At 51.8% G+C, this 23,100-nt stretch carries 16 protein-coding genes and 1 pseudogene; all 17 read left to right on the top strand.

All coding sequences use genetic code 11. The annotated features are described in order from the left end of the window. The first annotated feature begins 129 nt into the window (after window positions 1–129). The 17 genes and pseudogenes from JOE29_RS00205 to JOE29_RS00125 all read left to right on the top strand — a co-directional run bounded on the left by JOE29_RS00205 (window position 130) and on the right by JOE29_RS00125 (window position 23,019). On the top strand, window positions 130–648 hold the full coding sequence (locus tag JOE29_RS00205; protein ID WP_005730234.1) for a type VI secretion system tube protein Hcp: 519 nt from the start codon (window positions 130–132) through the stop codon (window positions 646–648). A 104-nt stretch (window positions 649–752) separates the two neighbouring features. After that, window positions 753–1,841, top strand: coding sequence for a type VI secretion system protein TssA (gene tssA / locus JOE29_RS00200; RefSeq protein ID WP_137982848.1), 1,089 nt, complete (start codon window positions 753–755; stop codon window positions 1,839–1,841). Between the two features lie 33 nt (window positions 1,842–1,874). Continuing rightward, a complete protein-coding gene (locus JOE29_RS00195) occupies window positions 1,875–2,129 on the top strand; it encodes a PAAR domain-containing protein (RefSeq protein WP_024959075.1) in 255 nt (84 codons plus the stop codon). Window positions 2,130–2,139: 10 nt separating this feature from the next. Beyond that, the gene (locus tag JOE29_RS00190; RefSeq protein ID WP_137982847.1) at window positions 2,140–3,297 is read left to right on the top strand and encodes a hypothetical protein; all 1,158 of its coding nucleotides are present in this window, start codon (window positions 2,140–2,142) and stop codon (window positions 3,295–3,297) included. Further along, entirely contained in the window at window positions 3,294–4,286 is a 993-nt protein-coding gene (locus JOE29_RS00185; RefSeq protein WP_137982846.1) for a hypothetical protein, read from the top strand. Before JOE29_RS00190 ends, JOE29_RS00185 begins: the two co-directional genes overlap by 4 nt. Next, window positions 4,270–5,136, top strand: a complete 867-nt coding sequence (locus JOE29_RS00180; protein ID WP_137982845.1) for a hypothetical protein — start codon at window positions 4,270–4,272, stop codon at window positions 5,134–5,136. Before JOE29_RS00185 ends, JOE29_RS00180 begins: the two co-directional genes overlap by 17 nt. 47 nt (window positions 5,137–5,183) lie before the next feature. After that, window positions 5,184–7,883 (top strand): type VI secretion system Vgr family protein, encoded by a 2,700-nt coding sequence (locus JOE29_RS00175; RefSeq protein ID WP_245226637.1) that lies wholly within the window; start codon window positions 5,184–5,186, stop codon window positions 7,881–7,883. A 54-nt stretch (window positions 7,884–7,937) separates the two neighbouring features. After that, on the top strand, window positions 7,938–9,638 hold the full coding sequence (locus tag JOE29_RS00170; RefSeq protein ID WP_137984117.1) for an alpha/beta hydrolase: 1,701 nt from the start codon (window positions 7,938–7,940) through the stop codon (window positions 9,636–9,638). Window positions 9,639–9,755: 117 nt separating this feature from the next. Further along, a complete protein-coding gene (locus JOE29_RS00165; RefSeq protein ID WP_137984116.1) occupies window positions 9,756–10,640 on the top strand; it encodes a T6SS immunity protein Tli4 family protein in 885 nt (294 codons plus the stop codon). Between the two features lie 146 nt (window positions 10,641–10,786). Beyond that, a pseudogene (locus JOE29_RS00160) lies at window positions 10,787–13,303 on the top strand (type VI secretion system Vgr family protein); the annotation flags it as partial. Window positions 13,304–13,490: 187 nt separating this feature from the next. Continuing rightward, a complete protein-coding gene (locus JOE29_RS00155) occupies window positions 13,491–15,173 on the top strand; it encodes an alpha/beta hydrolase (protein ID WP_235204057.1) in 1,683 nt (560 codons plus the stop codon). Then, window positions 15,167–16,252 carry a T6SS immunity protein Tli4 family protein gene (locus JOE29_RS00150; protein WP_235204058.1) on the top strand — a complete coding sequence of 362 codons (1,086 nt, stop codon included), beginning with the start codon at window positions 15,167–15,169 and terminating at the stop codon, window positions 16,250–16,252. Before JOE29_RS00155 ends, JOE29_RS00150 begins: the two co-directional genes overlap by 7 nt. A gap of 32 nt (window positions 16,253–16,284) precedes the next feature. Beyond that, window positions 16,285–17,274 carry a T6SS immunity protein Tli4 family protein gene (locus tag JOE29_RS00145; protein ID WP_024683377.1) on the top strand — a complete coding sequence of 330 codons (990 nt, stop codon included), beginning with the start codon at window positions 16,285–16,287 and terminating at the stop codon, window positions 17,272–17,274. A 422-nt stretch (window positions 17,275–17,696) separates the two neighbouring features. Next, window positions 17,697–20,453 (top strand): type VI secretion system Vgr family protein, encoded by a 2,757-nt coding sequence (locus JOE29_RS00140; RefSeq protein ID WP_137984113.1) that lies wholly within the window; start codon window positions 17,697–17,699, stop codon window positions 20,451–20,453. Beyond that, a complete protein-coding gene (locus JOE29_RS00135; protein WP_245226636.1) occupies window positions 20,450–21,439 on the top strand; it encodes a hypothetical protein in 990 nt (329 codons plus the stop codon). The genes JOE29_RS00140 and JOE29_RS00135 overlap by 4 nt, the downstream gene beginning before the upstream one ends. A 52-nt stretch (window positions 21,440–21,491) precedes the next feature. After that, window positions 21,492–22,298 (top strand): hypothetical protein, encoded by an 807-nt coding sequence (locus JOE29_RS00130; RefSeq protein ID WP_245226634.1) that lies wholly within the window; start codon window positions 21,492–21,494, stop codon window positions 22,296–22,298. Between the two features lie 292 nt (window positions 22,299–22,590). Beyond that, window positions 22,591–23,019, top strand: coding sequence for a DUF2628 domain-containing protein (locus JOE29_RS00125; RefSeq protein WP_004404851.1), 429 nt, complete (start codon window positions 22,591–22,593; stop codon window positions 23,017–23,019). Window positions 23,020–23,100 lie beyond the last annotated feature (81 nt).

The raw sequence follows: 23,100 nt of genomic DNA, 5'->3' as shown, positions 1-23,100 counted from the left end.
ACGATCGCCATGTGTGTGCCTGCTTCGGCATGCATGGCTTTAGAACGGCCCAGCCATTATGTGGCAGGGTCAAACACAGGGCGATCCAACTTGTGGATCAATGAAAGCCCTTTTAAGGAGAAATGAAAAATGGCATTTGACGCATTCCTCAAAATTGACGGTATCCCGGGTGAAAGTCTGGACGACAAGTTCAAGGACTGGATCGAAATCCTGAGCTACACGCACGGCGCTACACAGGCGACTTCGGCGACTGCCAGTTCGTCTGGGGGCGCATCTTCCGAGCGCGTTAACCTGAGCGACTTCACGGTTATCAAGTATGTCGACAAGGCTTCTCCCAAAGCCTTCGAGTCATGCTGCAAAGGCCAGCACATCAAGGAAGTTGTCCTCAACCTTAACCGTGCCGGCGGCGACAAGCTGACCTACATGACCATCACACTGGAAGAAGTGGTCATCTCTTCTGTCACCTTCCTGGGCAACATGCCTGTGGCTGGCGAAACCAAGGCGGAGAGCGATCTGCCATTGGAAGAGATCAAGTTCAACTTCTCCCGCATCAAGATCGCCTACACCCAGCAGAAGCGTTCCGATGGCGCAGGCGGCGGTAAAGTTGCAGGCGGCTGGGACCGCTCGTTGAACAAGGTCTACTCCTGAGTAAGGCCTCGGGCGACTGAAGTTGTTCGGCCGCTCAATCGAGGGTCCCGCGCCTGCAAGGGCGCGGTGGCCTTCTCTTTTCACCTTTGAATGCAGAGCCGTCCATGTCTGACATCCTCGAAGACCTTTCGCTGGCCACATTGCGTACACCCATTCAGGGTGGCGCGGGCGAAGACCTGAGTTTTTCCAGCCTGTTCGATCAGATCAAGGAGGCACGCCGCGCCGATGTCGACTATCTGACTCAGGGCGACTGGCAAACCGATCTGAAACAGGCCGACTGGGAACAGGTTGTGCAACTGGCCAGCGCCGGGATTGCAGAACAGAGCAAAGACTTGATGCTGGTCGCATGGCTAGGTGAAGGTCTGGCGCACAAATATCATTTCCGCGGTATCCGTTTCGCGCTGGCAGTGGCTCAAGCCATGCTGGAAGATTTCTGGGACACCCTGTTCCCTTCTCTGGAAGACGGCACCGAAGAGCGTTCTGCTCGCTTGGGGTGGTTGAATACAACCTTGGCCGAAGTGGTCCGTACGTTACCGATTACCCAGGGACAGGGCTACAGCCTGTTCAAATATGATGAATCTCGACAAGTTGAAAACCTGGCTCGACAGAACTCGTCGGCAATGAACCAGGCTCTCGAAGAAGGCAAGATCAACGCTGAATTGTTCCAGCGCTCGGTAGTACTCACCGACACCGATCACCTGAACCGCAAATACGCGGAAATGAGTGAATGCCTGGTTGCATGCAAACAGCTGCAGTCAACCATCGATAGCGTCTTCGAACGCGATATACCCAGTTTTCTTGCCCTCAACGATGTACTCACTCACGCTCGACAGCTTGTTGAGCGACTGCTCAAGGAGCGCGGTGTCGAACTCGTGACACCGGCAAGCCAGTCAAAAGAAGACGTTGCAGATGAGCCCGTCAAAGAACGACCAGCGGCACGCGACGACATTCCTGCAGCCAACGCCCCTATGCGCACCGTGCCACTGACCCGTGACGAAGCGTTTGCCTTGTTGCAAGGCGTCGCACAATTCTTCAAACAGACAGAACCCCACAGCCCGGTGCCCTACCTGGTAGAGCGCGCAATCAAATGGGGAAATATGCCGCTGGAAAGCTGGCTGAGCGATGTGATCAAGGATGGTAGCGTCGTCGATGGAATCCGCGATGTTCTGGGCACCCTGCAACAGCGCGACTAAAAGGCTGTGATAGCCACCAAAAGGAGTTTCAACATGCGTCCGATCATTTTGCTGAACGACCCGACCGACAAGGCCGGGGTTGTTGTCGAAGGATCTCCGACCACTCTGGTCAATGGTCGACTGGTGGCCAGAGTCGGCGATAAAGTCATGTGCCCGCATGGGGTCTGTGCAATCGCGACAGGTGACACGTCAACGTTGGTAGATGGCCGGCCGGTTGCCCGCCATGGCGACAAGACTGCGTGTGGCTCCAGTCTGATCGCCACCAACAGTGACTGTGGCATATTTTAAGGACGACAGCATGTTGAAGCCCTACGGCCAAGGTCATCGCTCTTTATGGGATGTCATTGGTGAGCGACGCGAACAGGAACAACGTCAGGCAACTCCGGCACGTCCGCCGGCAGACTATGACCTCACACGCGTCAAAATAGACAACGCCTGGCTGTGGCTGCCGAATCTCGAACCTGCTCAAGCGGCTTCAGGCGCATGGCTTGGAGCCGTTAACGGCGATTTTGAACACGACCCCAGGCTGGTCAGTCCGTCGGGCCACCGTTATAACCTGCGCCGCATTCGTCTGCCCCAGCACAAACCGGAAATCGATACGTTGCCACGTACGCTTCAACTGCTTGAGGCCATGCTCGCACAATGGGCTGATTTCGCAGCCAGCGTCGATTGGGAAAACACGAAGGTAGTACTGTTTGCGCCGTCGGGCATCGCCCCATCAGCATGGGAGAACCATGCGTTGCCGATCTGGCCGTTTGATTACCTGCCCGGCGAGGGTTTCGACACCCCTTCGCTGAACTTTGATGAATGGTTGCCCTGGGCGCTTCAAAACGATACCGAAGCTTCTACTCTGCTGTGCGTCAGCATAGACACCTGGGCGACAAAAGACCGGGCTGGCGCTCTATCCAGCGACGCCATGGTCGGTGAAAGCATCTCGATCGTGCACCTGCAGCGCGTAGACCACGCCAACCCCGACGAGGAAAATACCTGGCAACTCTATCCAGCCATGACTCGCGAACACTCTCCGCGTGCATCGCAGCCAAGGCAAAGCAGCGCCGATCTGCAACAGCTGGCAGAGGCCCTTTGCGAGCAGAGGGGTATTCAACCGAACGACATCCAGGCACTCGTCATCGACGGTCATCTTCATGACAGACGTCTAGAGCAGCTCTCTCATTACGCAAGTACCCAACTGCCGAACCTGGTGGTATCGGAGCATGTCACTGGGCAGGCATTGCTGGCAGGCGAGCGAGGAAGGAGCGCGACTCAGCTGACGTCGCTGGCACTTGCTTTTCACGTAGGCAGGGCGAGGCAGGGATCGGTGCTGATATTTGACAGACACGCCTCCACTCAGACTCAAGCCTGGTTGCTGAGTACCGGCAAGACGATAGCGCAAGCTGGCGATGAGGTAGCCGAACACCGCGGGCTTGAACACGACGGACAGAGCAAAGACTCATGAAGGAGAATTTCGATTTCAATCCAAAATCCTGCTCGATCAATGATCTGAATCCGGGTTGTGTCGAAATGTGGACACTTGGCCAGCAAGTGGCTGTCAGGCGCTTGTGCGTGAAGACCCGCGCCGAATACAAGCAACCGGCCAGGTATGAACTGCTCAAAGACTTCAGTACGCGGGCTGCGCGGATCGCAGGCAATTACGCACGTATTTACCTGGAGCAAGAGCACAACGGCCAGCCCGAACAAAAAGGACGGTTTTACTGGACAGGGCTAGCGGCGTTTGCAAGCAAACAGGTCATGTGTGCACTGGATTACTCCAGCAACACAAAAATGCGCTATTTGCCGCCCGCCGTACCGCCCTTGGAGATTACCAAGATATTTTTGGGCAAGGGAAACTTCTGGCTATTCCAGGACATCTTCGTCTGGCACTGGTTTTATATTAATTACCCGCAGCAGTTCAATGAGTGCATAAAAACTCGGGACTTCAGTACGTATGACCCACGATTCAAGCAAAGCTTTGCGCAACTGCCATGGATTGATGATGCGCTGCCAAGGATAAACAACCTGAAGGTGACTGATTATCTGGAAAGCGGCTTCAAGTTGATATCGGCCATTGAGAAGGAGCCGGCAGGCACACTGCGTGAAAAATATAAATTTCAGTCCCTCCTGGCAATTGCCAAACATGAACAACTGATGATACTGCAACCGTTGATATACGAGGATAAAAGCTTCAGGGCACTGTTGTACATGCAAACGTGGGTTGAGGGGTACGGGGATGTTCCGCGCCGACTGGCGTCCCTGAGTGTTGAATGCGATACAGGCGACCCGGAGCAGGATGTCATCATGTCCGATGGCGAGCTGTACGACGCCGAGGACAGAATGATCTTTATTACAACAATTGCCTCTACGTATCATCGGAGAATGCAAAGAAAAAATGTTGAGATGGAAAAGGCAATTATGACGATAGGGACGTGGAATGAACGCACTACTTAAATATATGATAGCGGCTTTCATACTGCTGACCGGTTGTGAGGCTTCGGATATGAATACAAAAAATCGTGAGATCGAACTCTCTCTTGGAGTGTCAATTGATACTGTCTTGGCTTCAACATCTGTAAAACTGCGAAAAGACTGCGATGATACGATGTGCCTCTACCAATTTATAGTGCCGTCAAAATCCTCTGAACTGATCACTGTAAAGGTACGCTCAGCATCCACCATATTAGCGATTGAGAACGTTAGTTCAACCACTATCGTCACCAATCCATTGGGGCTTATTACAGATATAGACGTGTATGTAGCAGGAGTGTCAACCAATGCGAAACATGAAGACGCAATGGCGTACTTTTATCAACAAGTACAGAATCTAAACGCTGCGGGATGGCAGCGTTACATTTTCCCTAATGAAGCGAGAATACCCGGTACAGAAGCCGGCAAATTTACCAACATAAATGAAGTGCTAGGTAAAAATGTTGGTACAGGCCCCTGGATGGACCCGAATCTCAAGCTTACGAAGCAGGTATGGGTCTCATTGCCTATGATCAATACGTGGATGTTCTACAGCGGTCACGAGTATCTTGATCTGATGGTACAGCGCGAGAACAGCAAAGACGACCCGCAAAACCGTGGATCTTACTTGTTTACATGGACGTTCAAATCAGAAAGTGAGTTCTACGCTGAATTCGTGAGAGCCGAAGATCACGCACGCTGGAGAGAACTTCTGCCTGCCGAATTAACCCGAATGGGGAAAGAGCGGCAAAAGACAGAGGCGCAGCTGAAAAAAATGGGCATCAAGATCGATGAAAACTATAAAGATGCCAAACCTCCCGTAGAAGCGGGTTAAACCGAAGATACGTCGCAAACCGATTCAAGCAGTAAAGGAGTTACACCATGGATCTGACATTCGGTACCGCCCTCAGCCAGAGCGGACGCCTGCTGCAACTCACCACCCCGCTGGGCGAGCATCAGCTCCAGGCCCTGCGCGTACACGGGGTCGAGCGCATCGGCCGTGTGCCCCGCTACACCCTCGACGTGGTGGTGCAGGACACCGAATACGATCCTGAAAAACTCATCGGCCAACCCGTCAGCCTGGCCATCCTCTGCGATGACGGTTCTCCCGCGCAGCGTCATGGCCTGGTCGAGAGCGTGCGCTATCTGGGTAATGACGGTGGTCTGCATGACTGGCAACTGGTCTTCGCGCCCTGGTTCAGCCTGCTCGAATACCGCCTGGATTGCCGTATCTGGCAGGACAAGAACCTGCCGGCGATACTTGAAGCCGTTTTCTCACTGTACGAACAGGCCAAGGGCAATTACCGTCTGGACCTGCGACGCGAATACGCCCCGCTGTCCTACGTCACCCAGTTCAATGAAAGTGATGCCAACTTCGTGCAGCGCTGGTGCGAACAGGAAGGTCTTTTCTGGTACGTCGAACATACCGCTGACAAACATTGCATCGTTTTTACCGACACAGTGGACACCCTCCCCGCGCTGGCCCCGCAGAGCATTCGCTTTCACACCCAGAACGCCACCGAGAAACAGGACGGCATTACCCAGTGGAGCAGTGGCTCGCAGTTGCTCAGCGGCAAGCTGCATTGGCGCAGTGTCGATTACCTGGCCCACGGCCAGCCACGCGAAACCGTGATGCCTGCTTTGCAGGCGGCTTCGGCGCCACAGGCGCTGGAACGTTACGAGTATCAGGGCCAATACGGCTGGCAGAAGCAGGACCGGGGCGAATGGCTGAGCCGCGTACAGATCGAGCAGCGTGAATCGCAGGCACGTCGTGTGCAAGGTCAAAGCGGCGTGCGGCAGATGGAAGCCGGACGCTGGTTTGAGCTGACCCAGCATCCGCTGTACGAACGCAAGGCGGCTGAAGAGCGACAGTTTTTGCTGATCGAAGTCGAAATATTCGCCGAGAGCAATTTGCCGCTGGCCAAGGAGAGACGCGAAGTGCCGGGTAGTCTGGCAGCGCTGTTCAGATCTGTTCGTCCTGAGCCATCACCCCTTACCGGTGTGGCAGATACGCTGGGCGTCGGCAGCCACGGCTTCTTCCTCAATCGCTTTGAAGGCCAGTTGCACAGCGTGCCGTTCCGCAGCCCGTCGGAGCATTTCAAACCCAAGAGCCTCGGCCAACAGACCGCCGTGGTCGTCACACCCAGCGGCCATGAAGTGTTTACCGACACCTTGAACCGGATTTGCGTACGCTTTCACTGGGACCGCCTGTCTCAGGATGGCGAGTTAGGTTCCTGCTGGCTGCGCATGATGCAACCGAGCAGCGGACCGGACTGGGGCAGCGTACATGTGCCGCGTGCCGGTGAAGAGGTGGTTATCACCTTCCTGGATAACGACATCGACCGGCCACTGGTGATGGGGCAAGTCTACGGCGGCCACAAACCCGCATGGCACTCCAGCGGCTTGATGGCCGGCTACAAGAGCAAGGAAGTCGGCGGCGGAGGTTTCAACCACTGGGTGATGGACGACTCGACCGGCCAGGTCCGTACCCAGATCCACAGCAGTCACGGCCACACCCAGCTAAACCTCGGTTACCTGATCGACCAGCGCGGCAACAACCGTGGCGGCCTGCGCGGTACCGGGTTTGAACTGCGCACCGATGCTTACGGTGCTTTGCGCGCCCAGCAGGGTTTGTACCTCAGCACCTGGAAACGCAGCGGCGCACAGGGCGCACAGATCGATGCCAGCGAAGCGCAGCAGCAACTGAAAAACAGCGAACAGCGCGTCAAGACCTTGTCCGACACCGCGCAACAGCACAATGCCCTGCCCATGCAGGAAGGCCTGGACAGCCTGACCCAGCTCAACAGCGATGCCGACGTGACTTACGGCAGTGACGACGGCGCCCCGAGCCAAGGCCCCGGCGAGCAGCAACGCAACGGCGGCGACACCGCTTGGGCGATCCGCAGCGGTGGACGTGGCAAGACACCGGGTTACCAGCAGCCATTGCTGATCGCCTCCTCCCCTGCCGATATCGCCACTGCGACCCCAAAAAGCACACACCTGCACAGCGGCAAACACCTGACCCTGAGTACCGGCGAAGACGTCAGCATCGCCAGCGGCAAATCCCTGCTGGCCAGCGTCGCGCAAAGCATCAGCCTGTTTGCGCAGAACGCCGGAGCCAAGCTGTTTGCTGCCAAGGGCAAGATCGAGCTACAGGCGCAAAGTGATGCGATGGAGTTGACGGCGCAGCAGAAGGTGATGATTACCTCAACCGCCGCCGGAATAGAGATCGCCGCACAGGAAGGCATCCTGCTCACCAGCGGTGGCGGCTACATCCGCATCAAGGACGGCAATATCGAGATTCATGCGCCGGGGACTATTGATGTAAAAGGAGCGAAAAAGACGTTTAGCGGGCCGACCAGTCTGTCGCACAGCTATAACGAGATGCCCAAGACCGACTTCGCGGACCCTTATGTGGTTCGCAAACAGAGCACTGGAGAACCTGCTGCTGGTATGAAAGTTGAAGTGACCCGCGCGGATGGGAGTGTCATGCAGTACGTTTCTGATGCCGCTGGGAAGATACCGCTTCAGCAAAGTCAGATTGCAGAATTTGTAAAAATCAAAGTGCTGGGAGAAGCGTAATGCCTGATTCCTCTTTCTTCGTCGCCCAGACAAACCAATGCATGGAGGCCACCCATGGGCAATAACAGCTCACACTCAACTGACAATACGCTCCATCTGGCTCAGGAACATGATGCAGACGGCGAGCTAATGGCCACTACGACCATGTCACGGTCAAACGACCCAGTGGAAAAGTCTGTTCCGTGTAAAAGCGGGAAAGTGGTTCCCATAATTTTCATACCCGGGATCATGGGTACCAATCTGATGAATATGAGGACCAAAAAAAGAGTGTGGGTAGCGCCGAATATTGATGGCGTTCTTCCAGTAGTCAAGACGGTAGGAGTGCTGCTAGGAAGCTGGTTCAAATCTGCCAAACAAAGGCAGGCTGAACTTGACTCAACACCTGGAGCTGTAGGCGTATATGAAGACGGAGAAGTCGAAGATGGCGGTTGCGGCTTATCCGAACAAGAATTACGCGTTAGAAAATGGGGCTCGATTATGCGCTCGGCTTATCATCCGATAATGGGCGAAATGCAAAGCCAGATGAATAACATCATGCTATCAGGTGATCCACAAGGTGACTGGAAGGCTCGCATCGATCAGAAGCCTGCAGACTGGGGAGATTGGGAGGAAAATCCAAGCCTCTCATCGCTAGCCGCTGCCAGCGGCCTGGAAAAAGCAGCAGATACTCAGTACGAGGTATGGGCAGCAGGCTATAACTGGTTGCAGTCAAATCATGACTCAGCGAAGTACGTTATTGACTACATTAAAGATACAGTGTTGCCCCACTATAAAGGAAAAGCTGAGAAAGTACTAATTGTCACCCACTCTATGGGCGGCCTTGTCGCAAGAGCCATGGTTAAGTGTCATGCCTTCAGTGAACTGTACGGCGTCGTTCATGGAGCAATGCCTGCAACAGGCGCGCCAGCAAGTTATAAAAGGGTGCGAGCGGGGTTCGAAGCATTGGCAGAAAAGAAGATCCTTGGGCGCGACGCTGCAGATGGGGTAGCAGTAATGGCTTTTGCAAGAGGCCCCTTAGAATTGTTGCCCACACGAGACTATAACAACGCGCAACCTTGGCTATTTGTCAGGGACCAGAAAACCGCAAAAAAGATGCTTAACCTTCCTAAAGCTTGCCCCTATGAGGAGATCTATAAGTCCGATCAATGGTGGGGTTTGATCCCGAAAAACAACGATAAACTATTTGACCCTGCGGGCCTTGTATCAAAGGGGAAGACAGGTATCACAAAGTTGAGCGGTGTAGATTCAAAGCAAGCATCTTTACGTGATCTATTCTACGAAGTTATTGATAGCGTAAAGAATTTTCACACTCAAATTGAGGAAGGCTATTACCCTGAAACGTATGTGCATTACTCGGCTGAATCAAAATCCCCGGATCTCTATACATGGGGCACTATCGAATGGGCTGCAAAAAACCTGGCAGGGCTCAATGTAGAGTCGGCGGAACTTACAGGGGATAACCTAGATGCCCAAGTGCAGCTCAATGGCATGTATTCGCTGGAAATCGGGCCTAAATTCTATCCTGGAGATGGTACAGTTCCTGCATTTTCATCCTCAGCTCCACGCGGCAAAAAAGAAGTAAAAGCGGCTTTCGCTCATGGGCAAAACAGTGACGGGCTTAACCAATATTGCAAAACAGGTCCGTTCAATAACTCAAAAGGCTATGGGCATCAAGACGCTTACACCGATAAAAGCGGCAGAACACTTTTTGCAACGCTCTATAGTTTGGTGAGGCTATCATCCAGAATTAGCTAAAAAACATTGCGCGAGGATAAACAATTGTACATGACAAATAGATTCTTACTCTGCATGTTTGCGCTAGGACTATTCAATAACTCTAGCGCATTAGCCAGTACTACTGAAGGTGGCAAAATGAACGATAATAGTTGGAACACTCACTACTTCGGTAGATTTGAAATTTCACTACCGCGTGGTTCAGAAGTCTCTGCAGACTATAAGCTATTCAACGAAAATTTAGAGCTGATTAGTAAAAACGGAAAGTCACAGATAAGAAACTCTGTCGACCAGAAAGTGGAGGAGTTGAAAAAAGGAAGAGCGATTGGAACACCAACTTTTTACGAAAAAACTGTCCCGCTAGATAATGGCAGCGTGCTTATAATTTCACGCCTTAATAAATTTCGCACCTTCAACGTATATCTACTAACTTCAAAAAACACTCTTTACCACATGATGGCAAATAATATATCTGAAGAAGGATTAGAGGGAGGAATCGAAAAAATGCGCATGTTAAGTAATGCAATCTACTTTCGCCCTCCTCAAGAGGCTCCCCCTCGAGGTGGTTTTGCAATCGAAGCCGGCTACACAATGCTCGATAATGATAAGTTTTTTGAAACCATTTATATGGGAGCGCAAATCGCCGGACACCCTGGTACCTACGTTAGCCTGCTGACCAAAAGCATCCTCACCCAAGAGGACAGTTTGATAAAAAGATTTGAACAGCGCCAATATGATGAGGCAATCGGAGAACTTGTTAACTCTGGAGCAGTTAAAACATTAAGAAAGCGGGAGCGCGTAGTAAATAACATTAAAACTGAAGAAGTAGCAGTTAGTGCACGCACAGATGGCAAACAGTTTTATGCTTTCCAAATAGAGTATGCAGGCACCATAGAATCTAATACGCGCCCCTATATTGCACTTGAGCTAGGCACACATGACAAAGGTAGTGACTTTAAAACTGACGAAGAGGCGTTGAAGTTTTGGGATCAAGTAGTCGACAGTCTAAAACCTCTGCCTTGACTAATCTATTCCTGCCTTGTCTTGCATAATGGGAAAATACTACATTTCCCATTATGCCATGGGACAGCCCAAGATAATGCGAGCATGAAGCGTTTGTCCAGACCGCATCAGAGTTACGCGGATATCCAGAGTTAAGGAGCTACACCATGGATCTGACATTCGGTACCGCCCTCAGCCAGAGCGGACGCCTGCTGCAACTCACCACCCCGCTGGGCGAGCATCAGCTCCAGGCCCTGCGCGTACACGGGGTCGAGCGCATCGGCCGTGTGCCCCGCTACACCCTCGACGTGGTGGTGCAGGACACCGAATACGATCCTGAAAAACTCATCGGCCAACCCGTCAGCCTGGCCATCCTCTGCGATGACGGTTCTCCCGCGCAGCGTCATGGCCTGGTCGAGAGCGTGCGCTATCTGGGTAATGACGGTGGTCTGCATGACTGGCAACTGGTCTTCGCGCCCTGGTTCAGCCTGCTCGAATACCGCCTGGATTGCCGTATCTGGCAGGACAAGAACCTGCCGGCGATACTTGAAGCCGTTTTCTCACTGTACGAACAGGCCAAGGGCAATTACCGTCTGGACCTGCGACGCGAATACGCCCCGCTGTCCTACGTCACCCAGTTCAATGAAAGTGATGCCAACTTCGTGCAGCGCTGGTGCGAACAGGAAGGTCTTTTCTGGTACGTCGAACATACCGCTGACAAACATTGCATCGTTTTTACCGACACAGTGGACACCCTCCCCGCGCTGGCCCCGCAGAGCATTCGCTTTCACACCCAGAACGCCACCGAGAAACAGGACGGCATTACCCAGTGGAGCAGTGGCTCGCAGTTGCTCAGCGGCAAGCTGCATTGGCGCAGTGTCGATTACCTGGCCCACGACCAGCCACGCGAAACCGTGATGCCTGCTTTGCAGGCGGCTTCGGCGCCACAGGCGCTGGAACGTTACGAGTATCAGGGCCAATACGGCTGGCAGAAGCAGGACCGGGGCGAATGGCTGAGCCGCGTACAGATCGAGCAGCGTGAATCGCAGGCACGTCGCGTGCAAGGTCAAAGCGGCGTGCGGCAGATGGAAGCCGGACGCTGGTTCGAGCTGACCCAGCATCCGCTGTACGAACGCAAGGCGGCTGAAGAGCGCCAGTTTTTGCTGATCGAAGTCGAAATGTTCGCCGAGAGCAACCTGCCGCTGGCCAAGGAGAGACGCGAAGTGCCGGGGAGCTTGGCGGCGCTGTTCAGATCTGTTCGTCCTGAGCCATCAGCGCTTACCGGTGTGGCCGATTCACTGGGCGTGGGCAGCCACGGCTTCTTCCTCAATCGCTTTGAAGGCCAGTTGCACAGCGTGCCGTTCCGCAGCCCGTCGGAGCATTTCAAACCCAAGAGCCTCGGCCAACAGACCGCCGTGGTCGTCACACCCAGCGGCCATGAAGTGTTTACCGACACCTTGAACCGGATTTGCGTACGCTTTCACTGGGACCGCCTGTCTCAGGATGGCGAGTTAGGCTCCTGCTGGCTGCGCATGATGCAACCGAGCAGTGGTCCGGACTGGGGCAGTGTGCATGTGCCGCGTGCCGGTGAAGAAGTGGTCATCACTTTTCTGGACAATGACATTGATCGGCCACTGGTGATGGGGCAAGTCTACGGCGGCCACAAACCCGCATGGCACTCCAGCGGCTTGATGGCCGGCTACAAGAGCAAGGAAGTCGGCGGCGGAGGTTTCAACCACTGGGTGATGGACGACTCGACCGGCCAGGTCCGTACCCAGATCCACAGCAGTCACGGCCACACCCAGCTAAACCTCGGTTACCTGATCGACCAGCGCGGCAACAATCGCGGAGGCCTGCGCGGTACCGGGTTTGAATTGCGCACCGATGCTTACGGTGCTTTGCGCGCCCAGCAGGGTTTGTACCTCAGCACCTGGAAACGCAGCGGCGCACAGGGCGCACAGATCGATGCCAGCGAAGCGCAGCAGCAACTGAAAAACAGCGAACAGCGCGTCAAGACCTTGTCCGACACCGCGCAACAGCACAACGCCCTGCCCATGCAGGAAGGCCTGGACAGCCTGACCCAGCTCAACAGCGATGCCGACGTGACTTACGGCAGCGACGACGGCGCCCCGAGCCAAGGGCCAGGCGAGCAACAACGCAACGGCGGCGACACCGCCTGGGCAATCCGCAGCGGCGGACGCGGCAAAACACCGGGCTACCAGCAGCCATTGCTGATCGCCTCCTCCCCTGCCGACATCGCCACCGCCACGCCGAAAAGCACCCACGTGCACAGTGGCAAGCACCTGACCCTGAGCACCGGTGAAGACGTCAGCATCGCCAGCGGCAAATCCCTGCTGGCCAGCGTTGCGCAAAGCATCAGCCTGTTCGCGCAGAACGCCGGGGCGAAGCTGTTTGCAGCCAAGGGCAAGATCGAGCTACAGGCGCAGAGTGATGCGATGGAGCTGACCGCGCAGCAAGGGATGAAGATTACTTCGACCGCTGCCGGAATAGAAATCGCTGCACAGGAAGGCATCCTGCTCACCAGCGGTGGCGGTTACATCCGTATCAAGGACGGGAATATCGAGATCCATGCGCCGGGGACGATTGATGTGAAAGGGGCGAAGAAGACGTTTAGCGGGCCGACCAGTCTGTCGCACAGCTATAACGCAATGCCCAAGACGAATTTTGAAAAAAGGATCGTCGTAAATTATCAAAATGGTGATGTAGCGCGTAACGTCAAATATGAAATACATCGCGATGACGGCACCGTAATAAGCGGTATAACGGATACCGAAGGTCGTGCCCAACAGCAAAAAAGCGACTTAATAGGTAAGTACCTATTCAAAATCGTTGAGTAATTGGAGAAGACGCATGGTTGATAATAGAGTTGTTCTCACGACCGAGATAGGACCTGATGGCCGCGAGCACGCAACTGTGCCTTTGGAAAAGGTTGGCTGTGAAGACAACCTACTTTATATCAGTCCAAGACAAGCAATACCCGTGATCTTCGTACCTGGAATAATGGGAACACCATTACTAGCTACAGGTAGCAATAAAAATCTAATCACAAAGCTGGATGGTAAATGGTGCTGGTTCCCTGATAGCATGCCGTGGTTAGGTTTTGTTAACTTTAGCGGTTTCAATACTCTTTCTGCCAAAGATAGAAAAAAACTTTTAGATCCTGCCAGTACTAAAGTTCCCTCAAAAACCGGGGAGGACTCACTCATTGTTCTTAAACAAGAAGATTGCATTCTTCCAATGTCCGAAATGAAAGCTCGAGGGTGGGGCACTGTAATATTGGGCGACCAAGGCTATGGAAGCTTTTTAAATTTTCTAGAGAAAAATTTCAGAAATATTTATAGTCAAGGCAAGATGAATGAGAACTTTAAGAGCGGCCTTACTGGAAACCAAGATGATGTAGAGAAATTCTCAGGCTATGAGAAAATCAGTGATGAAGATCTAAAGACTGTTTCTGGATGGAGTTATCCAGTTTACGCTTGCGGCTATAACTGGTTAAAAAGCAACGAAGACTCCGCAAAGAATCTTGAGAGCTATATAAATTTCGTATTGAACGACTGCAAGACTCGCCTTAAATATACATGTGAAAAAGTAATCATAGTGACTCATTCAATGGGTGGGTTAGTAGCAAGAATGTGTGCAAAAAAAAACCCACATAATATTATGGGTATTGTACATGGTGTTCAACCTGCTATTGGCGCAGGAACGGCTTATTACAGAGTGCGTGCGGGATGGGAAGATATCGCAGGCCGCTTGGCGATCGGTGCAAACGCTGTAGAAGTGACCCCAATATTTGCGTCTCCAGGACCGCTACAGCTTTTGCCTAATCATTTATATGGTAACAATTGGCTATCAGCACGGTGGGAAAATAATACTGGTGATTTACTAATGCAATTACCAAAGAACAACGATCCTTATAACGAGATATATGCTATCCCTAACAAGTGGTGGCGCCTAATGAATCCTTATCTTATAGACCCTGGAAACAAAAACCTAGAGAGCACTTGGAAACAATATATTACGGATCTTGTGACAGCAAAAGAGTTCCATGCGGAACTCGAAAACTACTACTTCAACCCAACTTATGTGCATTTTGGAGCAGATAAAAAACAACCAGCCTGGAATAAAATAACCTGGATAATTACTCCATTAAAAAATAACGCCATGATTTGGTCATCAAAACTGAATCAACAGCAGACTCCAAGTCTAGAATTAAATTCTGATACTGGCAGTAATAGCTTAGTCGTGAGAAATCTTGAAACTGCAGGGAAAATAGCCTATAGCACGTTTAATGGGCAAGGCGTAATCGGCGCAGATTATGCTGGGGATGCTTACCGTGCCCACATGGGCAAGCAAGATGAGGGCGGCGATGGAACGGTGCCAACACTGTCCGGACAAGCGCCTACTGCTCACGTAAAGTTTTCTGCAATGCTTAAAGGTTTCGCCCACGGCACATCATATGATAACCAAACAGTCAGAGCAGTAACCGTACACTCTATAATAAATATAGCTAAAAGAGCAAAAAATCTATGTTGACCGCGCAACTTAAAAAGAACTATGCAATCATAGCACTCGGCTTTGCCATCAGCTTATCAATTATTTTTATGCTATTTTACAAAGAGGAACCCGCAAAAATGCCAACCGCCAAAAGTACCAAAACATATTCCGCGGCCATCGCTCGCTACAGTGTTGAGATACCAGAGAGCATGAAGCTCGCTGATGTTGCACTCAACAAGAATGGCATTCCTATAAAGGTATACTTTGATTATATAAAACCGCGTGCAGAACGATTAGTCGACAGTTCACTGGCGGCGATAAAGAATAATGAGACAGGCCGTAAAACTATAGAAAAGCCAGCGGAGATATCACGCCCATCGGACACTGCGTGGCTCATTGCATATAATCACAAACGCCTGACAGGTGTTGATGTCTATGGTAAACCGATGAACGAGATTTCAAACAGCTCTCTAGGATTTGTGTGGAAAAAAAATATACTGCTGGAGGTAGGCGGAGAACGCACTTTAGAAGATCCATCTCGCATTGCTTTCTTAATGTCACGCTTTGATGTATCAGATGATAGGAATAGCGGGTTTTGTTTTGTCAAAGGCTGTATTGAAGGTAACGAAAATGAACGTGAGTCCGTAAGTGTTTCTTTTGAAGACACTAACATCAAGGGATTTAATATCGGATTCAACATTGACGCCTACCAAGGCGAACCTAACCTTCCACTTTCTGATCGGACGCCCAGCATCCCTGACTTGGAATTACCTGGCGCCTTAAAATGGCTCAGTGACTCAGACAATAGAATCAAAAAATTTAAAAACTCCAGTAGAGTGATACACGATTTTAACGGAGAAGAGATCATTGAAGGCACAACTCAAAAGCTGAATGGCACGTACCTAACTGAAATCACCGGTATGTGGTACTACCCCGGCATGCCGGAAGACGTTCAGAAACCAGAAATCAGGATAACCGCGACTTACTCGTTCACCTCCGATCATTTACCTGACAACGCTCCTAGTTTTCCAAACCGATCACAAGACGGTTTGACTGAAGAAGAATTTCTCTCAGCTTGGAACAATTTGCTTGAGTCTTTCCATCCGAATAAACTCTAAAAATCCGCTAAGACTTAGAATACCGAGAACACATGAAAAACCTATTAAAACTCATAAAATTCTGCGTATTTTCGGCAATATTAATTACTACTCATAGCGAGCCAACCTTGGCTCAAGAGACCGAAAAAAATTACATAACCACTAAAAAATGGGATGCGCATTACTTTGGAAGATTCAAACTAGAACTTCCTGCAAACTCTAAAGTTCTAACCGATTATAAGATATACAACGAAGACGTTGAACTAATCGGAAAAAACGGGAAATCCCAGATAAAATCAGCTGTTGAAAGCTACATTAATGACCTTAAAAAAGGAATAGCAAAAGGGACATCAAGCGAATACGAAAGAACGGTTCCGCTCAGCAATGGCAGCATTTTAGTAGTCTCTAGACTGAAAGAGTTTTATACGCTCAATGCTTACCTTCTGACGACTAAAAACACATTATATCGTATGGGTGCTGACGCGATTTCTGTCAAAGGTCTAGATGGAGCCATCAATAAAATCCGAGTGATTAGTGAATCTATATTCTTCAGGGCGCCTCAAGATGCTCCTCCTGCGGGCGGATTCGCTTTGGAAGCGGGTTACATCCAGCTTGATCCTGAGCAAGCATTGGAAGGTATTTACATGGGAGCACAAATTTCAACTCACCCTGGTACATATGTAAGTTTATTAACGCAGCAGATAGCTGAACATGAAGATAGCCTGCTAGAGCGATTTAACGGCAACAAAGGAGATGAATTCATTCCCGGCGGCGCTGAGTTGATGAGCAAGACACAGACACTTAGGAAGCGAGAGCGCATGGTTGGAAACCTCAAGGTGGAAGAGGTTGCTGTCACAGCGATCGTTAATGGCAAACGGTTCTATACATTTCAAATTGAACACAAAGGCACTCTGGAATCAAACACACGACCTTTTATAGATCTTGAGTTAGGTACACACGAAACTGGCAGTGATTTCAAGTCAGACGAAGAAGCTCTGGCTTTTTGGGATAAGGTAGTAGACAGCCTGAAACCGCTTCCCTGACTTGGCTATCTATACAGCAATAAAGAATAAAATAAATGGAACAATTTAATGCCCGACTTTATAGGCTACATACTAATTGCTCTAATCCTGGCATTGCCCCTCTACGGAGCTTGCTATGCACCGTTCAAAATACTGACGTTTCTGGTAAACGGCAAAAGCCCACTAAACCACATTTTGCGATATCAGTGTTTTATCTCATGCGCATTATCTTTCATCGCTGCTTTTTGCGCATTTTTCTTATACTTGGCGACACGTGGCAATTACGACTTTCTCATGCCCGTGGCATGCTACTTCTTCATCCAGGCGGTTTCGATGCTTATAATGACGATAAAGGCAAAGACAGCCATCTAAAAGAAACCACATGGACGACAATCCGTGTTAAATCAGGGATACGAGGCCATTCCAGGTAGTGGAGCTACACCATGGATCTGACATTCGGTACCGCCCTCAGCCAGAGCGGACGCCTGCTGCAACTCACCACGCCGTTGGGCGAGCATCAGCTCCAGGCCCTGCGCATGCATGGGGTCGAGCGCATCGGCCGTGTGCCCCGCTACACCCTCGACGTGGTGGTGCAGGACACCGAATACGATCCTGAAAAACTCATCGGCCAGCCGGTCGGCCTGGCAATCCTCTGCGATGACGGTTCTCCCGCGCAGCGTCATGGCCTGGTCGAGAGCGTGCGCTATCTGGGTAATGACGGCGGTCTGCATGACTGGCAGCTGGTCTTCGCGCCCTGGTTCAGCCTGCTCGAGTACCGCCTCGACTGCCGTATCTGGCAGGACAAGAACCTGCCAGCGATCCTTGAAGCCGTTTTCTCACTGTACGAACAGGCCAAGGGCAATTATCGCCTGGACCTGCGACGCGAATACGCCCCACTCTCCTACGTCACCCAGTTCAATGAAAGTGATGCCAACTTCGTGCAGCGCTGGTGCGAACAGGAAGGTCTTTTCTGGTACGTCGAACATACCGCTGACACGCACTGCATTGTCTTCACTGACACCGTCGATACCCTCCCCGCGTTGGCGCCCCAGAGCATTCGCTTTCACACTCAGAACGCCACCGAGAAACAGGACGGCATTACCCAGTGGAGCAGCGGTTCGCAACTATTGAGCGGAAAGCTGCATTGGCGCAGTGTCGATTACCTGGCCCACGGCCAGCCACGCGAAACCGTGATGCCCGCCTTGCAGGCCGCTTCGGCCCCGCAGGCGCTGGAGCGTTACGAGTATCAGGGCCAATACGGCTGGCAGAAGCAGGACCGCGGCGAATGGCTGAGCCGCGTACAGATTGAACAGCGTGAATCCCAGGCACGTCGCGTGCAAGGTCAAAGCGGCGTGCGGCAGATGGAAGCCGGGCGCTGGTTTGAGCTGACCCAGCATCCGCTGTACGAACGCAAAGCAGCTGAAGAGCGTCAGTTTTTGCTGATCGAAGTCGAGATCTTCGCCGAGAGCAACCTGCCACTGGCCAAAGAACGTCGCGAAGTGCCGGGGAGCATGGCGGCGCTGTTCAGATCTGTTCGTCCTGAGCCATCAGCGCTGACCGGAGTGGCAGATACGCTGGGCGTCGGCAGCCACGGCTTCTTCCTCAATCGCTTTGAAGGCCAGTTACACAGCGTGCCGTTCCGCAGCCCGTCGGAGCATTTCAAGCCGAATAATCCCGGCCCGCAGACCGCCGTGGTCGTCACGCCCAGCGGCCATGAAGTGTTCACCGACACCCTGAACCGGGTGTGCGTACGCTTTCACTGGGACCGGCTTTCCCAAGAGGGCGAACTGGGTTCCTGCTGGCTGCGCATGATGCAACCGAGCAGCGGCCCGGACTGGGGCAGCGTGCACGTGCCGCGTGCTGGTGAAGAAGTGGTCATCACTTTTCTGGACAACGACATCGACCGGCCGCTGGTCATGGGCCAAGTCTACGGTGGTCATAAACCCGCCTGGCACTCCAGCGGGTTAATGGCAGGCTACAAGAGCAAGGAAGTCGGCGGCGGTGGTTTCAACCACTGGGTGATGGACGACTCGACCGGCCAGGTCCGCACCCAGATCCACAGCAGTCATGGCCACACCCAACTCAACCTCGGTTATTTGATCGACCAGCGCGGCAACAATCGCGGAGGCCTGCGCGGTACCGGGTTTGAATTGCGCACCGATGCCTACGGCGCACTGCGCGCCCAGCAGGGTTTGTACCTCAGCACCTGGAAACGTAGCGGTGCTCAGGGCGCACAGATCGATGCCAGCGAAGCGCAGCAGCAACTGAAAAACAGTGAGCAACGCGTCAAGACCCTGTCCGACACCGCGCAACAGCACAACGCCCTGCCCATGCAGGAAGGCCTGGACAGCCTGACCCAGCTCAACAGCGATGCCGACGTGACCTACGGCAGTGACGACGGCAGCCCGAGCCAAGGCCCCGGCGAGCACCAACGCAACGGCGGCGACACCGCCTGGGCAATCCGCAGCGGCGGACGCGGCAAGACGCCGGGTTACCAGCAACCTCTGCTGATCGCCTCCTCCCCTGCCGACATCGCCACCGCCACGCCGAAAAGCACCCACCTGCACAGCGGCAAACACCTGACCCTGAGCACCGGCGAAGACGTCAGCATCGCCAGCGGCAAATCCCTGCTGGCCAGCGTCGCGCAAAGCATCAGCCTCTTTGCCCAGAATGCCGGGGCGAAGCTGTTTGCAGCCAAGGGCAAGATCGAGCTACAGGCGCAGAGTGATGCGATGGAATTGACCGCGCAGCAGGGCATGAAAATCACCTCTCTTGCACAGTTAGTGGAAATGTCTGCACAGAAAGAAATTTTGCTCACCAGTGGCGGCGCTTATATCAGGATCATACGCGGCAATATCGAGGTGCATGCGCCAGGCACAATAGACATCAAAGGTGCCAAAAAGACCCTCAGCGGTCCCGCAAGCATGGACTATGCAAATAAGGAGCTTCCCATCGCAGTACCCGCAGGGCTGTATGACGAGCAAAATCGCCTCATGACCACTCACGGTGTACCGCTTGAGGATGTCGCGGTCGAGGTTGATATTCCTGACGAAGGCAAGAAAATATTTTTTACCGACCAAGACGGTAATATTCCACGGATTTTTAGCGACAAGCCTGGTAATGGCAAGGTTACGCTGGTACCTGACGAGTTGATCGTGCCCGCGGGGTCGGACGAATACTCTCCGAGTAAAAAATCATGAAAGATGACTTTAACTTTAACCCTCATGCTTGCTCGATCAATGACCTGAATCCTGGATGCAAAGCGCTATGGTCGATCGGCCAGCAAGTTGCCGTTCGCCGATTGAGTGTACAGTCTCGCGTACCCTGCCTGAAACCAGCACAATATAAGTTAATAAGCGACTTTAGTGCACGTGCCGCGCGCATTGCAGGCAACTACGCCAGAATTTATCTAGAACAAGAGCTCAACGGGAAGCCCGCATTGAAGGGGCGATTTTACTGGACCGGTTTAGCGGCGTTTGCGAGCAAGCAGGTAATGTGTGCGCTAGACTATTCCAGCACTTCAAACTGGCGCTATGCATTTCCATCATTGGCTGCGTTTGAAGCAACAAAAAATTACTTAGGCAAAGGAAATTTCTGGCTATTCCAAGACATCTTCGTTTGGCACTGGTTTTATATAAATTTTCCAGAGCAATTCACTGAATGTATTGAAAAGCGCGACTTCAACAAGTACAACGAAGAATTCAAAGCGTCATTTAAAAAGCTGCCTTGGGCAGAAGACGCGCTACTGAAAATAGACAATCTCAAAGTCACTGATTATCTGAGACTGGGATTTTCCTTGATAGCTAAAATTGAAACCATCCGTGGCAGGGACGCCCAAAGACAACAGCAGCTAGCCTCTTTAATAGCCATCGCAAACCATGAGCAAAGGAAAATATTACAACCTTTAATCTATGAGAGCTTCGGATTCAAAACTCTTTTATACGGTCAATCTAAACTGGAGGGTCATTTCGGCGTGCCTCGTCGGCTTGCTGCCTTTAGCACTGCTTGTGAGTCAGATAATCCTAAGCTCAATGTAACAATGACCGAAGGTCAACTGTACGACCCTACCGAAAGAATGAAGTTTATCACTAAAATCGCAGACAAATTTCACACACTTATGGACATAAATAAAAAATATATGGAAAACACCATTATAGAAATATCGTCCTGGCACGACCATGCATAAAAAATTTTTTTTGACGCTACTTTTGTTTCTTACAGCCTGTGGAAACCCTGATATGAAACAGAAACCGCTACTGATAAAATTTAAACTGGATGAGCCTGTTGAAACCTTGCTTTCAGCGTCAACTGTGAATTTTGACAGGGACTGTAATGACAAAATTTGCTTTTACGATTTTGACATTCCTCTACAAAGCTCAAGCAAGGCGACGGCTGTCATCGAGTCAAGCCAGCAGCCTCTGATATTTGACGATGTTGTCAGCGCTGTATTCAGCACGGTTGAAGACAGTAACATTACTAATGCCAAAATTATATTAGGTGGAGTACCCTCAAACTCGGAACACACCAAGGCCATCGACTATTTTTACCAGCAACTCGGAAATCTGAAAGCAACAGGCTGGAGGCGCTACATTTACCCCAACGAAGCAAGAATACCGGGATCCGAGGCTAGAAAATTTAAAGACTTTGACACTGTGCTTGAAAAGCCTGCTGTTACAGGGCCCTGGAAGGATCCAGCCTTAATCCTCTCCAAGGAAGAGTGGCTGTCTTCACCGATGCTCAGCGACTGGTATTTTTATAAGGATGGTGTATACCTTACCTTTAGTGTTCAGCGTGAAAATACACCTGACTCCAAGCAGGAACGTGGTTCTTATTTATTTACCCTCAGCTTCAGGTCGGAAACTGAGTTCTATAAAAGCTTTATAGACAGCGACGATCGTGAACACTGGAAAACTCTAGTGCCCGCCGAACTAAGAAAAATGGCAAAAGAGCGAGCAGCGGCAGAGTCATTATTAAAAAAATCGGGTATTTTGATAGATGAAAACTATCAAGAACCAACGATCAGTACCATGGAAGCAGAGCATTGAACCTGATGCGCTTCGTAAAAATGATTGATGCACGTCCGGTCATGGGGACGGGTCAGCCGCGACAACCGATAATCTGGCAGCAACCTGACCAGAAAAACGAGCGACTCCAGTCAATGGCTGCCTATCAGACTGAGCAGATGAAGAATTGTGGCGATTTAGCGCCCAGGTTACGTGGTTGCGTAGTACACCACCCGAAAACTCCATACACTCAGCAACCTGATCATAAAAACGCCAGAACACAGGGTTTCCCGGAAGAAAGACGTCACCCCAATGGAACATCAGGAGCAGCACCATGAGCACAGCAGATCAGACGCGCAGCACTGGCACGTACAGCGCCAAGTGGCAGGAGCGCTTCAATTTCTTCGAGACGTATGGTGCGCCGAACGACCCGCGGTTCAAGGCCGGCCTCAAATCACTTCCTGGCTTCAGGAAGAAAATGCGGATCAATTTCAACGTCATCGCGTATTTCTTTGGCCCCATTTATTTCTTCGTGCTGGGCCTGTGGAAAAAAGGCATTGCGTTGATTGGCATAATGCTCGCGACCAACGCCTTGATCCTTCTGGTATGTACGCTTTTGGGAACCGAGGTTCCTTACGCGCTGGGGGGAGGTTTGAATGTGGCCTTCTCGCTGATGTATGCCTTGACCGTCAATTATTCGTACTACCTCAAAGAAGTAAAAGGCGAGCAAGGCTGGAACCCGTTCAAAGGCATGCGTCTTTAACCCGAAAAGATAACCGATGACACCCTACCCTTGCCGAGCATGAGGGTTCGCGGTTCATCGACCCATGCCATGGTCAGCCAG

The organism is Pseudomonas sp. PvP009, assembly GCF_017832995.1.
Classification (GTDB): Bacteria; Pseudomonadota; Gammaproteobacteria; order Pseudomonadales; family Pseudomonadaceae; genus Aquipseudomonas; species Aquipseudomonas syringae.
This window is presented reverse-complemented; position numbering and strand designations above follow the sequence as displayed.

Excerpts from the sequence above, each read along its gene's own strand:
- JOE29_RS00125 (WP_004404851.1), top strand. The coding sequence starts at position 22,591 with ATGAGCACAGCAGATCAGACGCGCAGCACTGGCACGTACAGCGCCAAG.
- JOE29_RS00140 (WP_137984113.1), top strand. The coding sequence starts at position 17,697 with ATGGATCTGACATTCGGTACCGCCCTCAGCCAGAGCGGACGCCTGCTG.
- JOE29_RS00155 (WP_235204057.1), top strand. The coding sequence starts at position 13,491 with ATGGTTGATAATAGAGTTGTTCTCACGACCGAGATAGGACCTGATGGC.
- JOE29_RS00170 (WP_137984117.1), top strand. The coding sequence starts at position 7,938 with ATGGGCAATAACAGCTCACACTCAACTGACAATACGCTCCATCTGGCT.
- JOE29_RS00190 (WP_137982847.1), top strand. The coding sequence starts at position 2,140 with ATGTTGAAGCCCTACGGCCAAGGTCATCGCTCTTTATGGGATGTCATT.
- JOE29_RS00180 (WP_137982845.1), top strand. The coding sequence starts at position 4,270 with ATGAACGCACTACTTAAATATATGATAGCGGCTTTCATACTGCTGACC.
- JOE29_RS00145 (WP_024683377.1), top strand. The coding sequence starts at position 16,285 with ATGAAAAACCTATTAAAACTCATAAAATTCTGCGTATTTTCGGCAATA.
- JOE29_RS00205 (WP_005730234.1), top strand. The coding sequence starts at position 130 with ATGGCATTTGACGCATTCCTCAAAATTGACGGTATCCCGGGTGAAAGT.
- tssA (WP_137982848.1), top strand. The coding sequence starts at position 753 with ATGTCTGACATCCTCGAAGACCTTTCGCTGGCCACATTGCGTACACCC.
- JOE29_RS00150 (WP_235204058.1), top strand. The coding sequence starts at position 15,167 with ATGTTGACCGCGCAACTTAAAAAGAACTATGCAATCATAGCACTCGGC.
- JOE29_RS00185 (WP_137982846.1), top strand. The coding sequence starts at position 3,294 with ATGAAGGAGAATTTCGATTTCAATCCAAAATCCTGCTCGATCAATGAT.
- JOE29_RS00175 (WP_245226637.1), top strand. The coding sequence starts at position 5,184 with ATGGATCTGACATTCGGTACCGCCCTCAGCCAGAGCGGACGCCTGCTG.
- JOE29_RS00165 (WP_137984116.1), top strand. The coding sequence starts at position 9,756 with ATGAACGATAATAGTTGGAACACTCACTACTTCGGTAGATTTGAAATT.
- JOE29_RS00135 (WP_245226636.1), top strand. The coding sequence starts at position 20,450 with ATGAAAGATGACTTTAACTTTAACCCTCATGCTTGCTCGATCAATGAC.
- JOE29_RS00130 (WP_245226634.1), top strand. The coding sequence starts at position 21,492 with ATGAAACAGAAACCGCTACTGATAAAATTTAAACTGGATGAGCCTGTT.
- JOE29_RS00195 (WP_024959075.1), top strand. The coding sequence starts at position 1,875 with ATGCGTCCGATCATTTTGCTGAACGACCCGACCGACAAGGCCGGGGTT.